Below are 13,575 nucleotides of genomic sequence, written 5' to 3' on the forward strand. Positions count from 1 at the left end.
CTCAGCCACAGACAGCGCACCACGCAAAGCATCAAAACTTTCCGCCAGCGTTGCCTTTTCACCCCGCTGCTGCTTCAGCACGTTTTCAATCGCGGGCGCGACACGAATGGCCCTGTCCACCTGCGGATCATTGCCGGGGCGATAGGCGCCAAGGCGCACCATGTCCTGCATTTCTTCCCAAGTCGAAAGATCGCCCCGCGCTTCCTGCACCAGCGTATTTTCTTCCGGCGCGTTGCAGCCCGGCACAGTACGAGAAAGCGAGCGCAGCACGTTAATGGCCGGATAACGCCCTGATTCCGCAATCCGGCGTTCCATCACCACATGCCCGTCGAGAATACCGCGCACGGCATCGGCCACAGGCTCGTTATGGTCATCCCCTTCCACCAGAACGGAGAACATGGCAGTCATCTGCCGGCCTTACCCTCTGCATCCATCAGTCCGGGGCCTGCGCGTTCGAGCAGTCTGGGCAGTTCTGCGAACACGCTGGGTGGATACCCACGGGTAGCCGGCGGCTCCCCTGAGGACAGGCCAATTTCGCGCAGAGCCTGACAGAAGCGGGTTACGCTATCCATCAGCATCAGCACGGACTTGCCCTGATCACGGAAATACTCCGCCGCCGCCATAGCCGCATAAGCGGCCTCTCGCCGCATCAGGGGCGAGGTATCGGACGTGGCCACAACAACAACGGACTTAGCCAGACCTTCCGGCCCCAGATCGTCCTCGACAAATTCGCGCACTTCGCGCCCGCGTTCACCCACAAGGGCAATAACCGCCACATCGCACGCCGTGTTGCGCGCGAGCATGCCCATGAGCGTGGATTTACCAACACCAGAGCCTGCAAACAGGCCCAGACGTTGCCCCTCGCGGCAGGTAGCAAACAGGTTCAGCGCCCGCACGCCCAGATCGATCCTCGGCCCAAGGCGCGCGCGCATGGCGGCTTCCGGCGGAGGAGCATGGAGTTTCTGCACCACTCCACCGGGGGTAAGCGGCCCTTTGCCATCCATGGGGCGACCCATGGGATCAATCACGCGGCCTTTCCAGGATTCATTAACCAGCAGGGTGCCCCCTGCCCTCCGCCGCCGTTCCTCTGGGCCAAACATCTTGAACGAAGCCCGGCACCCCGAGCCAATGCCTTCGAGCGAACCAAACGGCATGGCGATAGCAATATCGCCCTGAAACGCCACAATTTCAGCTTCGGTCTCGCGCCCATCCAGCCCAAGCACCCGCACGCGGTCGCCCACGCCGGTAAAATCACGCAGGCCGCTCAGCGAAATGGAAAGCCCGGAAAGCCCCGTAACACGACCTTCCAGCACCCCGATGGGTACTTCGTCATGCTGTTGCCCCACCGCACGGCGGATGGCTTCAAACACATCGGGCACGGCGGTTGCCTGAGCGGCTGCATCCTGCTGCGGCTCGGCACCTTCGCCCTTGATTGCGTCAGGCCCCATTAAAGCCGCACCGGAACAGATACACCCACTCGCCTATACATTAGAACAGGGCAGAGTAGAGGCTGCTCGAACCGCTGGACGAACTGCTGACATCAAACAGTGCAGCAATGCCTTCACTGCTGTTGCTACCGCCGAACAGATCCATCGTGCTCAGCGCATCGTCAGAAGACTGTGGGTTAACCTGCAGCATCGCCAGATACTGCTCGGCATATTTCTTGATCCCATCAGCTGTTTTAAACTGCGAGAAATCAACCTTGCCGGTCAAAATCTGCACCTGCTGGCTGTAATCAAGTGCACCGATCTGGTCCGGGTCGTAACCCAGAACCGTTTCCACAACCTTGGTCAGCGTTGCATCCGACATAAGCTGGGTCAGCGAGGTCACGCCACTGATCTTGCGGGTAAAATACAGCGCATTACCCACACCATCCTTCTGATTGGCCTTGCTCTGCTCGTATTGAGTCTGCTCGAAATCATCCACCAGCGTAGACATATCCACACCATCGTAGCTGGTGGTGGTGCTGCTATTGCTGGTGAGAGTAGATTCCGTGGCTTTCGTCGTCATGGACAGAGTGGGAGAGTCCAGATTGACCGAATAGGTCACGCCACCCATGGTCGCTGTCAGGGCCGGAATCTTGTCCGTGGACATTCCGTTAACCTGCGACACACTGCCCGTGCTGTTAAAGGAAACCGTATAAACGGATGCGCTGGTAACCGACGTTGAATCATACGGGTTAACCAGCGACACGCTCCAGGTGGACGTGCCTGTCTGCGTCCATTTAACCGACATGTAGTTGCGTACAGAAGCCGGAATGCTGTCGCTATCATCCAGTGCCTGATCAGGATCAAGCGGCGAAGAAAGATAGGACTGGCCCGTACCCTTGGTCGTACCCAGAACAACCGAACTCATGGTGAGCGACGTGCCCGATCCGCTCAGGCTATCCGCCTGCGACGTGCTGGTTGTCTGCGTATCGCTTGTAGCCATGACCGTACCGCTGTCGGTGCTATTGACCGTGCCCAGAACCAGCTTGATGTTCTGCGATGTACCGTCGCTATCCGTCAGCGTAACGGGAATGAAGGCGGTAGAGCCGTCATCCGATGACGTGACAATGCTTTCGCCCGAAATCGCGTTGGAAACAGATGCAATGGAACCATCGGTATTGAAGGTAACGCTGTAGCTGTTGTTCGCAACCGCGCCATCGCCATCCGCATCATAGGCGCTGACAGTCCATGTCAGGGGGTCGCTGCTACTGCGGGTCCACTGAAGTGCCACATTCGTGGCATTACCCGATGAATCATACGTGGTCACACCAGCCGTCGTGTAGCTGTCCTGGCTGCTGGTAGAGGAAGGCAGCGTAGCTGTCAGGGTGAGCTGGGTTGTTTCCGTCGGGGTTGAAGCGACACTGACCTTGCTATCATCCGTTGTGAAAGGCGAAACCGTGGAAACGCCATCATGCTCGCTCCACACAGCAAAGGCCTTGGCAAAGGCCTGCCAGCTTGCATTGCTGGATTTGGATGCCAGCGAGGTGGAGGAAGACGGGTCCTGCGTGAGCAGATCCTTGATGATTGCTGTCTGGCCCGAGAGCGAACTGAGGCCGTAAGCCCCCAGCACAACCTGCAGAACCGAATAATTTTTCAGCAGCCCATCGACTGTCGTAATCGACCCCGCATCCTTCTCGAAGGTTGCGACCTCGTTAGCCGTAACGGAATCAGTCTTGGCGTAGTTCTGCGCGGCCGTGGTCTCGTCCTTCTGGGCGACGAGATAACTCGTAATGGGGGAGACAGTGCTGATGGCCATCCATCCAATCCTTTATCCCTGACCGCGACCACAGGCTTAACGCCCAGAGGCTGCTTACCCTTATGGCGACTAACATAGGCTGGTTAACAAGAGGTTAAGCGGATCGTCTCCACCCCCTGCCTGATCACGGAAAATCACATGCTGGAAAAACGAGGCTACCCGAATGGTATTCTAGGCGGGCACAACCATGAGCCGGCGCGCCAGCAAGGCGGCATCGCAACGAGTCGCTCCACCCCGCACGGAAGATGAATACCCGGCATAAGTCAGCGCCAGACCACAGGCGGCAGCCGTAATAATACTGCCAATGCGCCCAACCTGATCGAGCTTGGTAGCAATCATCCGCTCCGCACCCAGTTGCCCGTAAGCGGCGGCTGTATCGGCCGCCTCCTCCGCATCCATGCCGGCAGGCAACACCACAACAGGTGAAGCACCGGTCTGCCCGAGCACCTCAGCCACAACGGCAAGACCACCGGGGGCGTAAACACCCGCTTCGGGCATATCAAGCAGCACTGGCTGCGAGGCCTCCTTGCGCGCCATGACGGCCTGCACCGCTTCGATATTCGCGGCACGGAACACTGGCACACCGTAAGGCTTGAGCCATGCTGTCAACTGCGCAGCGCCCTCCGGTTCGGCATCACACGCAATGACAAGCGGGGCGGCATCCACATGGCGTTCGCGCAGAACGTGAGCAACGGCCATTCGGGCCAATGCCAGTGTCTGCCCACCACCTGAAGGGCCACAAAAAGCCAGAGGGGTAGTCTTTTCCAGCGCAAGCGGCGCGAAGGCCAGCAACCGCCCAAGCGCGCCCGACAGTTCTCCCTCCGACAAAGCTTCTGCCAGCGGGACTGGCACAGAATGCCATGCCAGCACATCAGGCAGGGTCATCCCACTAGGGACGGAAGAAGGCTGCCGCGCGCTCACCCAATCCGGCACAGCGGCAGCGCTATCGGTCTCGCGCCCGGTATCCCTTACACGGGTTTTACGTCGGCCTATGCCCGCCTTGCGGGTGCGCTGACGCCCCTGCACAAGCTCGGCACGCGGCAAAACCTTATCCATCATGCGTTACGCGACAGGTCATACAATAGTGGCAATCGTCTTGATTTTTGCGCGGGGGTAGATTTCGGTCTGCGCCAGCACCGACACAGTCGGGCGCACCCGCTCCACGATCGAACGCATGGATTCACGCATCGGGGCGGACACGACAACCACCGGCACCTCGCCATTGGTCGCCAAAGAGTTGAAGACCTCTCGTAGGCTGGCGACAAACCGGTTGAGCACGCTGGGGGGCATGGCTAAGCGCCGCTCCTCACCCTGCCCGGTCAGGTGCGTGAGAAACTCGCTTTCCCAGTCAGGGGAAAGCGTAATCATGGGAATGTAACCGCCCGGCCCCATCAACGCGTTGCAGATCTGCCGCGCCAGACGCACGCGCACATGACTGGCAATGGCGGGCACGGTACGCATACCAAGGCCACTGGCCTCCTGAATGCTTTCCAGAATAGTCGGCAGATCGCGGATAGAGACACGCTCAGCCAGCAGCGACTGCAAAACCCGCTGAATGGTGCTGAGGGTCACCTGCGAAGGCACAAGGTCATTCACCAGCTTCTGCTGTTCGCGCGGCAGGTCATCCAGCAGGGCCTGCGTGGCTACATAGGTCAGCAGATCAGGTAGGTTCTGCCGCACCAGTTCGCTCAGATGCGTAACCATGACACTGGCCGGGTCCACCACCGTGCATTTCATGGCGATGGCCGTGTTTTTCATGGCCGTATCAATCCATACGGCAGGCAGGCCAAAAGCGGGTTCGGTCGTTTTATCACCCGGCAAGGGCGGGGCTGTGCCCGCAGGGCTCATGGCCATAAGACGGCCGGGCTTGACCTCGCCCATGCCAATCTCGATTTCCTTGAGCTTGATCACATACCGCTCGGGCGGCAGCAGGATGTTGTCCTGAATACGGATAGGCGGCGTAACAAAGCCCATTTCGGTAGCGATTGTCCGGCGCAGGGCCTTGATCTGCTCCGTAAGCTGCGAATTATCACCCGTTGTCAGCGGCAGCAGACCAAAGCCCAGTTCAAGCCGCAACAGGTCAAGCTTGAGCACATCGGAAATAGGGGCCGTGGTGGGCTGGGCAGCGGCAACCTCCGTTACATCCCCATCGGCATCCTTGGTGGGGTCGTTGCGGCGCATCCATGCACCAGCACCGGCCACGACAGAAATTGCCAGAAACGGCAGCGCTGGCAGGCCCGGCAGAAGGGCAAAACACGCGGACAGCACCGCCGCCATAGCCAGAGGCTTGGGGTTACCCGCAAGCTGGCGCACCAGCGTTACGTCAGCCGAGCCATCCGTGCCACCCTTGGTGACAACGATACCCGCAGCGGTAGACACCAGCAGGGCAGGAATTTGCGAGACGAGACCATCACCTACGGTCAGGGTGGTAAACGTGCTAGCCGCCTCGCTCAGCGGCATTTCATAGCGCAAGACGCCAATAGCCAGACCGCCGACAATATTAATGGCCGTAATGATAATGCCTGCGATCGCATCGCCGCGCACGAACTTGGCTGCACCGTCCATGGCGCCGTAGAAAGCGCTTTCCTCTTCCAGTTCCTTACGCTTCTGGCGGGCCGCGCGGTCGTTGATGGCACCGGATGAAAGGTCCGCATCAATGGCCATCTGCTTGCCGGGCATGGAGTCCAGAAAGAAGCGTGCCGCAACTTCGGCAATACGGCCCGACCCCTTGGTGATGACCATGAAGTTCACCACCAGCAGGATACAGAACACGATCCCGCCGATAACGACATCGCCCCCCATCAGAAAGCCGCCAAACGCCGCCACCACATGCCCGGCAGCGTAAACACCCTCGCTACCATGACTGAGGATGAGACGGGTTGTGGCGATTTCAAGCGAAAGACGCAGCAGTGTCGTCAACAGCAGCAACGTAGGAAAAGAGGTGAAGTCCAGTGGCCGCTCAAGGAACAGCGCCACCATGAGAATAAGCACCGAGGCGGTAATGGAAACGGACAGGCCCATATCGAGCACGAAAGTGGGCAGTGGAATAATCAGGATCGACAGCAGCAGCAGAACGCCTAGCGCCAGCCCCACGTCGGTGCCCGGTATCAGCGTTTTACCAACACTCTTCCACGGCAGGTCGCGCCAGCCGCCATTGCGCAGCAAACCGGCCGACCGCCCGAATTCGCGCGAGGCGTCCACCAGCTTCTGACGCGCGGCAGTACTCTGCGCCACCAGCTTGTTACCAGCCGATTTCCGGGCCGGGGTGCCTTCGGCTGTATCCAAGTTTCACGTTTCCCTTAAAATGACCTGTCGTGCCATCATGCGCGCTCCATGCCTTCCCTGTCGGGGCTGATGGAACCTCCGTGCAGGACACGGACACTCTTTTCCTATCAGAAAGCGCCGCCATCACCAATGCAGAACTACGCTCTGGCGCACACGCTTTCCCGCACGGCACCACCATGACAGAACCATGCTCTTCCGGTTATGGTATGGTGCAGCACGAACCTCCCGCCGGTTCGAACAGAGACAGGACACATCAAGCATGACGGCTCAACCGGGCGCAGAGACCGCTTCCGTTACCGAAAAAGAAATAGAGGACCTGAAGGCCCACCCGACACCCCACAGCCTGTATGGCGTTGGTGTTAAACTTTTTCTGGAACAGCGGGGCACGGAAGCCTTTCCGCTCATTCTCGACATTGTCGGCAAGCATCTTGATGACACAACCATGGTCGCTGCCGCTGCCAGCATGCTGTGGGAATACACCGCCCGGCATGATGTGGTGGTGATTCTCATGCGCCATGTCGTCCAGCGCGAGCCCTACAACCTGCCCGCCAAGCTGTCTCTGGCCAATTCCCTCATTACCACTGGCGAGGAAGCCGAAGGCTATGGTCTGTTCGCGACACTGATCGAACAGAACCCCACACGCCGGCTGATCTGTGCGAGAACCTTTCCAAAGCGTTGCTCGATACTGGCCGCTTGATGAGGCCATCAGAATTCTAGAGTTCTGGCACCAGACGGGCGAGGAGACCTTCGCTCTTGTCAACAACATGGCCTGCGCCTTGCAGAATGTCGGCCGCTCGCGTGAAGCGCTGCCATGGTTCCGCCGTGCTGTGGAACTGGCAAATGACAAGAAGCGCCCCGCCTTTGGCTACGCCGTCTCGCAAATCAAGGCCGGGGATTTCAAGGAAGGCTGGCACAACTACGCGCAGCGCGACCCGATTGTGGATAACGAGGCGTGGTGGTTTATCACCCTACCCCGCCTGCGTCAGGGCGATGATGTCGCAGGAAAACGGGTCATCCTGTATCAAGAACAGGGCTTTGGCGACACGCTCCAGTTCATTCGCTCCGCCGCATGGCTGATCGAGGCCGGGCTGATCTCACCATCACCGTACCCCGTCCGCTGGTGCGCCTGCTCGCCCAGTCCTTCCCCCGAGCCACCGTAAAAGAAATCCGCAAATTCGGTGAAAACCGCGAAGAAGGGTACGACTACTCGGCCCCCATTCCCGACCTGCCCTATATTGTGGGCGTTGTGTCAGACGAGACCATTCCGGCCAATATTCCCTACCTGCGGGCAGACCCTGCCGATATCGAAAAATTCGCCGCCATGCTCCCGCCCGGTCGCCCGCGTATCGGGCTGGTCTGGGCAGGTGCGCAGCGCATCAAGGCTGAATTTGTCCTGACCGACCGGCGGCGCTCCAGCAACCTGCAAGATATGGCCGCCGCCCTGACGCCGGTAGACGCCACCCTTGTCAATCTCCAGTTCGGCCCCCCGCACCAGCAGATTCTGGCATGGGAAGGTCAGCCCATTGCCGACCCCATGCGCAGTGTGAACGACATGGCGGATACGGCTGCCATCATGGAAAATCTGGACCTGATCATTTCGGTGGATACATCGCCCCTGCATCTGGCAGGTGGACTTGGCCGCCCGACATGGCTTGTCAGCCGCAGGGATGCCTGCTGGCGCTGGCGCGACGAAGGCGATACCACGCCATGGTATCCCGCATGCGGATTTTCCGCGCCAAGGAACTGTCATTTATCCCGACATGGAAAGAAGTCGGCGCTGCCCTGCACGAATGGGTAGCCAACTGGAAAGCGCCCTAAACTTCCAAAACCGCCCCCTTAAAAACGGGGGCGGGCTTCTCAGTCCGTTGCGAACTTGCGAGGAACAGCGAGCGCAACGGGCGATGCCCGGTAAGAGGCCAGAGAGCGGCCCCGCAGCCCTGCGGTGGCAGGCTTACGCGCCACAGGTTCCGAAAAACTCCGCATACCCATAAACGGATGAAAGACCTGTGCAGGAGCGGGACGCTCATCAGAAGCCACCTGCTCGCCCCCCTCAGAGGGCTTGAGGATCGTGGGCTCACGGCTCGCGGCCGGCAGCACGGGCGAATTAAACAAGGGCGAACCCTTGGCCAGCAGCCCGGCGCCCGTCTTATGCTCAGCATTGGCTGGCTCGTGGCCATCCTGCGGAACAGCCCAGGCTTCCAGCACCTTCCACTGATACGGCGTGCCGACACCCGGTGTCTGGGAATGATAGGCCGCAGCGGCACGGGGCCAGCTTCCCGTCTTGTCGTACATCTGCCGCAGGAACAGGCCGGCATACTGTGCGTTGCGCACCGGATCAAACGCTAGCTCGACCGATGGAAAAGCATCGGGGTGCTGTTGCAGGTTGATCTGCATACAGCCCACATCCAGAGAGTTTACCCCCTGATCGCGGAACGTCTGCACGGCGGCCACGGCCTCCTGCTTGCTCTGGTAATAATGCCCCACACCGGCGGCGGTAATGGTCCATGGCCATGGCGCAACCACGCCATCGGCCTCAACACGCCCGCTCTCTACCTTGCTCATGGCAAACAGAAAGCCTTCGGGTATGCGCTCGGCACGTTCAGCCTGCGCTGCTGCCGTAATGCACGACATAGCCTCGGGCGATCTGGCCTCGGCACTCTGCCCGATAGCCAGCAGCGCTCCAAGCACCATCAGGCCGAAGCGGGAATAGGGATTGAAGACGGACATGCAGCTTCCTTACAGCATTCAGGCCGCCAGAGCCAGAAAGACGGCATGCCATAATAATTTCATCATCCCGAGCGCCGTATCCGGCAGAAACCGATCTGGCGCATGGACAACTAGCCATTGAATGTCTGCGCCATGCCGAGTATCTTAACAAAGCCGTGGCCCTGATGAAAACGGCTGTGGTCAGCAATGCTAAAAGGTGAGCAGTTCTATGAGGAATCGCCTCAAGGCGAACATTGGCCCCCACAAGCGCGCCTGCTCTCCCACTCAGGGTTTTACTGCATGCCGCTGGCTTCATGTCAGATCAAAACAGGCTTTGTCCGCGCTGGTAGCGGCACTTTTCCTGACTGCTACACTCCCCCCAGCCCCAGCCCGAGCCGCCATTGTCCGTATCAAGGACATTGTCGATTATGAAGGCGTGCGAGACAACCAACTCGTCGGATATGGTCTGGTAGTCGGCCTGAACGGCTCGGGCGATCGTCTGACCAATACGATCTTCACCCGCGAAACGCTTATCGCATGCTCAACCGTCTGGGCGTTAACATCCGCGACCGGCAGATCCAGTTGCAGACCCATGACGTGGCCGCCGTGATGGTAACGGCGACACTCCCCCCCTTCTCGCATGGGGGTGGGCATATTGACGTCACCGTCTCCGCCGCGGGCGATGCCCGCGACCTGACGGGCGGCACGCTGCTGGTTACCCCCCTGCAGGCAGCCGATGGTGAAGTCTATGCCGTGGCGCAGGGCTCACTTGTCACTAACGCGTTTTCAGCGGCAGGGGCCGGGGCCAGCGTCTCGCAGAACATCCCCACCAGCGGCCATATCGCCAATGGTGCGGTGGTGGAACGTGAAGTGCCAGTCTCGCTCGGTTCGGGCGGGCTTATCCATCTCTCGCTCCGCAACCCCAATTTCACAACCGCGACCCGTATTGTGGAGGCTATCAACCGCTCCATTGCCCGCAACATGGCCCGCGTTGAAGACCCCCGCACCATCGCCATCAACCTGTCCGGTCGTGATCCAGCCCAAACCCTGTTCCGCATTGGCGATCTGACGGTCGAGCCCGATACCATGGCCAAGGTGATCGTGGATGAAGCCAGCGGCACCATCGTCATGGGTGATAATGTGCGTATCAGCACGGTGGCCATCGCCCAGGGCAACCTCACGATCCAGATTACGGAAACGCCGCAGGCTTCCCAGCCGGGGCCGTTCTCCAACGGCACCACCGCCATTCTGCCGCGCACACAGATCAACGCCAGCACGGGCAGTTCGCAGCGGCTGGGTATCCTGCGTGAAGGGCCTACGCTGGCCAGTCTGGTTTCGGGCATGAACGCCCTTGGCATGGGCCCGCGCGACATGATCAGCATTCTGCAGGCCATCAAGCTGACGGCGCGCTGCAGGCCGACCTTGAGGTGAGGTAAGACATGAGTTCAGCCATTCTTTCAGCGCTGTCGAATAATCAGCAAGCGCTCTCATCTCAGTCCAGCCTGACGCCTGCCCAGCTTGAACAGGCACACAAGGCGGCAGTGGATTTCGAAGGCGTGACAATAGGCGAAATGCTCCAGCCTATGTTCGATACCGTCGATATGTCCGATTCGATGTTTGGCGGCGGCGCAGGCGAAAAGCAGTTCCGCGACCTTCAGGTGCAGGAAATGGGCAAGCAGATCGCTAATAGCGGCGGTCTGGGCATTGCCAACAACGTGTACCGCCAGTTGCTGGCCATGCAGGAACAGGCGCAGTCATGAGCGCCACCCTGAGCAAGCAGGAAAGCCTGATCCTGCGCAGCTTTCAGAAAGTGTGCCGGGTTCTTGAAAAAGAAAACGACTTTCTGGCCGAACTGAAGTTCCAGAAAATCACCGAACTGCTGCCTGCAAAGCAGAAAGAAATCGCAGCGCTTGAAGGCGCTCTGGTCGAGCGCACGAAAATACTGGCGCAAACCGGGCAGGAAAACACAGCACTCCCTGCGGATCTGGAAAAAGCGGCTGAAGAATTCAAAAGCCTGATCGCCATCAATCAGCAGAGGCTGCAGCAGGCTATCGACACACAGAACAGCGTCATTCAGCTTATTCTTGAAGCCGCGCAGGAAAGCATCACCGGCTATGCCGCGTCTGGTCATTACGTGCAGGACCATCGGGCGCAGGGCGCCATGACCCTGCGCAGCGACGTATAAAGCTTTTCCTACCCGCTTCTTTTTTACCTACGTGCATTTTCAGGATCATACATGGACAAGTTTTTTATCAGCCTCGACAGCGCTCCCGAACGCAGCGAGTCTTTCCAGCGCCTTAACGCCCATGTGCCTGATATCGTGCCGTTCAAGGGGCTGGACGCCACATCCGTGGATATTGCCGCCATGAAGCAGGCTGGGCTTGTTGCCGAAAGCTGCCTCTTCTCCCCCGATGCGCTCGCCAGCGCGCTCAATCATGTTTCGCTCTGGGGCACGGTCATGCGCTCCGGCACCGGCGCTTATGTGTTTAGCGACCGCACAGTGCTGTGCCGTAACTTTGTGGACGCCAGCAAGGAAATCATTGAAAAGCTACCCGCCAACTGGGACATCGTCTGTTGGGACTGGGCGGGCGACAATGTCATGCAGTATGAGCTGCTGCCCGGCGTTACCCATGCCACGACCATGTATTTTCAGGATTCCGTGCAAAAGCACGTCAAGGACTTCAACAAGGTCGGCATTGCCTCCCTGCCCTTCCGCCTTGTGCAGATGTTCGGCTTTGGCAGCTATGCCATTTCGCCTCAGGTGCCGCCAAGCTGATCAAAAGCTGCCTGCCCCTGAATACAGAAGAAGTGCTGCATTACTGCCTTGGCGGCCAGATGCTTGAAGCAACTGACCTCAGTATTCTGATGAACCGTTACTACATGGATATCAGTGCGTTTGTCAGCGTGCCCCCACTCAGCCTGTCTGACATGTCTGCACCGGTCTGAAACCCGGAGGAGCTTCACATGCGCTTCACCTATTTCCGTGCTGATACGCCTGAACAGCGGCGCTACAGGCCTGTGGGCATGGCGTTTGCCGCCTGCCTGACACTGGCCGGATGTGCAGGCTCCCCCGCCACGCCCTATCTCAAAGAAGAGATGAAGCTGTCAGCGGCTGGTTTTGTCGCCCATGCGGCTAATACAACCGCCCGCTACGCCATGATGAATACACTCCCCCCCGGAGAGCTGACATACCGGACCTCGTCCGTTGGGCCGGTTTATGTCTATGCGGACCCCATCGCCTGCGGTTGTGTCTATATGGGGTCAGACATTGCTTACCGCACGCTGGTTTCCGCGGCTGAGGCCGAGGCACGGCAGAATAAACAGAACTACAAGCCCGATTACACCCTGCCCAGCATGCCGCAAATGGCCGATGAAACCCGCCGCGATACAGCGGAATGGGACTGGAGCGCATGGTCTGCCAGCGCTGATCCAGGGCCAAGCCAGCCCCAGCATGTCATAGGCGCTTACTGGTAAATACGTTTACCTGACAGCAGGAAATAAAAAGCGGGAGCGTGCATCGTAACGCGCGCTCCTTACTCTCCCTGCCTGCCCAGAAAAGTCTGTTCCAGCATCTGCATATACGGGCGTTTGCGCAGCCGTGCATTGCCCGATGCCGCCTTGCCACCAGTAGCAACCGTAGTGGTGCCACCAGCATTACCGCCAGCGTTACGCGATGCAGCAGGAGCGGCTTTTTTACCATCCCTGCTGGCCGCATCCGTTTTTTTGGTAACGGTCTCGCCTTATCTTTCTGCCCAGACGCGGCTTCTTCCACTGCCTTGCCTGCAACGGGCTGTTCCGCATCAGCCGGATCACCGGCCTGCTTTTCCAGCGGTTCTTCGCCCTGCGGTGCCGATACCTCAGACTGTTCGGCTTCCTGCGCTGCGGTTTTTTCTTCACGCAGTTGCTCAAGACGCAGATCAGCCGCTTTCTCGATCAGGTTTTCGAGCCTTTTTTCCTGAACCGGCAACTGCGTTACCAGTGCTTCCAGCCTGTCTGCTGCGGCATCCGCCTTATTGACTACACTGTCGAGTTCAACCCCGGCGAGCTTAGCCTGCTCCACCATGCGGCTGAGCGGACGCCCGCTGACCTCGCCTGCAATACGCAGCTTTTCAACGCCCTGATCAGCACTTTTGACGCTGCTTTCCAGTTTTTCAACCAGACCCAGCAGGCTTTCGCGGTCACGCTTGAGGTTGGACAGCACCCGGCCAAGATAGAAACTGTAGACTATTCCCAAAAACAGGAAAATCGACAGCACGACCTCAATGATCATCTGGATCTGTGTCAGCATCTGTCTGGTGTCCTTCAGTCTGACCGGGTTGACAGGTTACGCATCGGATACAG

At 59.1% G+C, this 13,575-nt stretch carries 13 protein-coding genes and 2 pseudogenes; 9 read left to right on the top strand and 6 right to left on the bottom strand.

Going from position 1 to position 13,575, the window contains the following annotated elements; all coding sequences use genetic code 11:
• Positions 1–9: 9 nt before the first annotated feature.
• The 4 genes and pseudogenes from fliI to flhA form a co-directional block, all read right to left on the bottom strand.
• A pseudogene (gene fliI, locus JCM25143_RS16830) lies at positions 10–1,448 on the bottom strand (flagellar protein export ATPase FliI); the annotation flags it as partial.
• Positions 1,449–1,488: 40 nt separating this feature from the next.
• A complete protein-coding gene (locus tag JCM25143_RS20640; RefSeq protein ID WP_025860156.1) occupies positions 1,489–3,243 on the bottom strand; it encodes a DUF1217 domain-containing protein in 1,755 nt (584 codons plus the stop codon).
• Between the two features lie 171 nt (positions 3,244–3,414).
• Positions 3,415–4,302, bottom strand: a complete 888-nt coding sequence (locus JCM25143_RS04400) for a hypothetical protein (protein WP_025860157.1) — start codon at positions 4,300–4,302, stop codon at positions 3,415–3,417.
• A 15-nt stretch (positions 4,303–4,317) separates the two neighbouring features.
• Positions 4,318–6,405, bottom strand: coding sequence for a flagellar biosynthesis protein FlhA (gene flhA / locus JCM25143_RS04405; RefSeq protein ID WP_408735023.1), 2,088 nt, complete (start codon positions 6,403–6,405; stop codon positions 4,318–4,320).
• 171 nt (positions 6,406–6,576) lie between these two features.
• On the opposite strand from flhA, the gene JCM25143_RS24675 reads away from it, so the two are divergent.
• The 4 genes from JCM25143_RS24675 to JCM25143_RS21885 all read left to right on the top strand — a co-directional run bounded on the left by JCM25143_RS24675 (position 6,577) and on the right by JCM25143_RS21885 (position 8,326).
• Positions 6,577–6,708, top strand: coding sequence for a hypothetical protein (locus JCM25143_RS24675; protein ID WP_267879914.1), 132 nt, complete (start codon positions 6,577–6,579; stop codon positions 6,706–6,708).
• A gap of 79 nt (positions 6,709–6,787) precedes the next feature.
• Positions 6,788–7,225 (top strand): hypothetical protein, encoded by a 438-nt coding sequence (locus tag JCM25143_RS21875; RefSeq protein ID WP_148300009.1) that lies wholly within the window; start codon positions 6,788–6,790, stop codon positions 7,223–7,225.
• Positions 7,182–7,688 carry a tetratricopeptide repeat protein gene (locus tag JCM25143_RS21880; RefSeq protein WP_148300010.1) on the top strand — a complete coding sequence of 169 codons (507 nt, stop codon included), beginning with the start codon at positions 7,182–7,184 and terminating at the stop codon, positions 7,686–7,688. Before JCM25143_RS21875 ends, JCM25143_RS21880 begins: the two co-directional genes overlap by 44 nt.
• Positions 7,598–8,326 carry a glycosyltransferase family 9 protein gene (locus tag JCM25143_RS21885; protein ID WP_148300011.1) on the top strand — a complete coding sequence of 243 codons (729 nt, stop codon included), beginning with the start codon at positions 7,598–7,600 and terminating at the stop codon, positions 8,324–8,326. The genes JCM25143_RS21880 and JCM25143_RS21885 overlap by 91 nt, the downstream gene beginning before the upstream one ends.
• Positions 8,327–8,385: 59 nt before the next feature.
• On the opposite strand, the gene JCM25143_RS04415 is transcribed toward JCM25143_RS21885, so the two are convergent.
• Positions 8,386–9,255 carry a transglycosylase SLT domain-containing protein gene (locus tag JCM25143_RS04415; protein ID WP_025860159.1) on the bottom strand — a complete coding sequence of 290 codons (870 nt, stop codon included), beginning with the start codon at positions 9,253–9,255 and terminating at the stop codon, positions 8,386–8,388.
• Positions 9,256–9,463: 208 nt separating this feature from the next.
• Between JCM25143_RS04415 and JCM25143_RS16850 the strand changes: the two are divergent.
• The 5 genes and pseudogenes from JCM25143_RS16850 to JCM25143_RS04440 all read left to right on the top strand — a co-directional run bounded on the left by JCM25143_RS16850 (position 9,464) and on the right by JCM25143_RS04440 (position 12,708).
• Positions 9,464–10,670 (top strand): annotated as a pseudogene (locus JCM25143_RS16850) (flagellar basal body P-ring protein FlgI).
• 3 nt (positions 10,671–10,673) lie between these two features.
• Positions 10,674–10,994, top strand: a complete 321-nt coding sequence (locus JCM25143_RS04425) for a rod-binding protein (RefSeq protein ID WP_025860160.1) — start codon at positions 10,674–10,676, stop codon at positions 10,992–10,994.
• The gene (locus JCM25143_RS04430) at positions 10,991–11,419 is read left to right on the top strand and encodes a flagellar protein FlgN (protein ID WP_025860161.1); all 429 of its coding nucleotides are present in this window, start codon (positions 10,991–10,993) and stop codon (positions 11,417–11,419) included. Before JCM25143_RS04425 ends, JCM25143_RS04430 begins: the two co-directional genes overlap by 4 nt.
• 51 nt (positions 11,420–11,470) lie before the next feature.
• Positions 11,471–12,010, top strand: a complete 540-nt coding sequence (locus tag JCM25143_RS16855; RefSeq protein WP_051542885.1) for a glycosyltransferase family 25 protein — start codon at positions 11,471–11,473, stop codon at positions 12,008–12,010.
• Between the two features lie 188 nt (positions 12,011–12,198).
• Positions 12,199–12,708 (top strand): hypothetical protein, encoded by a 510-nt coding sequence (locus JCM25143_RS04440; RefSeq protein ID WP_025860162.1) that lies wholly within the window; start codon positions 12,199–12,201, stop codon positions 12,706–12,708.
• Here the strand turns inward: JCM25143_RS04440 and JCM25143_RS22675 are convergent.
• The gene (locus JCM25143_RS22675) at positions 12,689–13,522 is read right to left on the bottom strand and encodes a DUF6468 domain-containing protein (protein ID WP_025860163.1); all 834 of its coding nucleotides are present in this window, start codon (positions 13,520–13,522) and stop codon (positions 12,689–12,691) included. The two genes, JCM25143_RS04440 and JCM25143_RS22675, sit on opposite strands and share 20 nt — an antisense overlap.
• Between the last annotated feature and the right edge of the window lie 53 nt (positions 13,523–13,575).

Source organism: Acetobacter papayae JCM 25143 (assembly GCF_000613285.1).
Taxonomy (GTDB): domain Bacteria; phylum Pseudomonadota; class Alphaproteobacteria; order Acetobacterales; family Acetobacteraceae; genus Acetobacter; species Acetobacter papayae.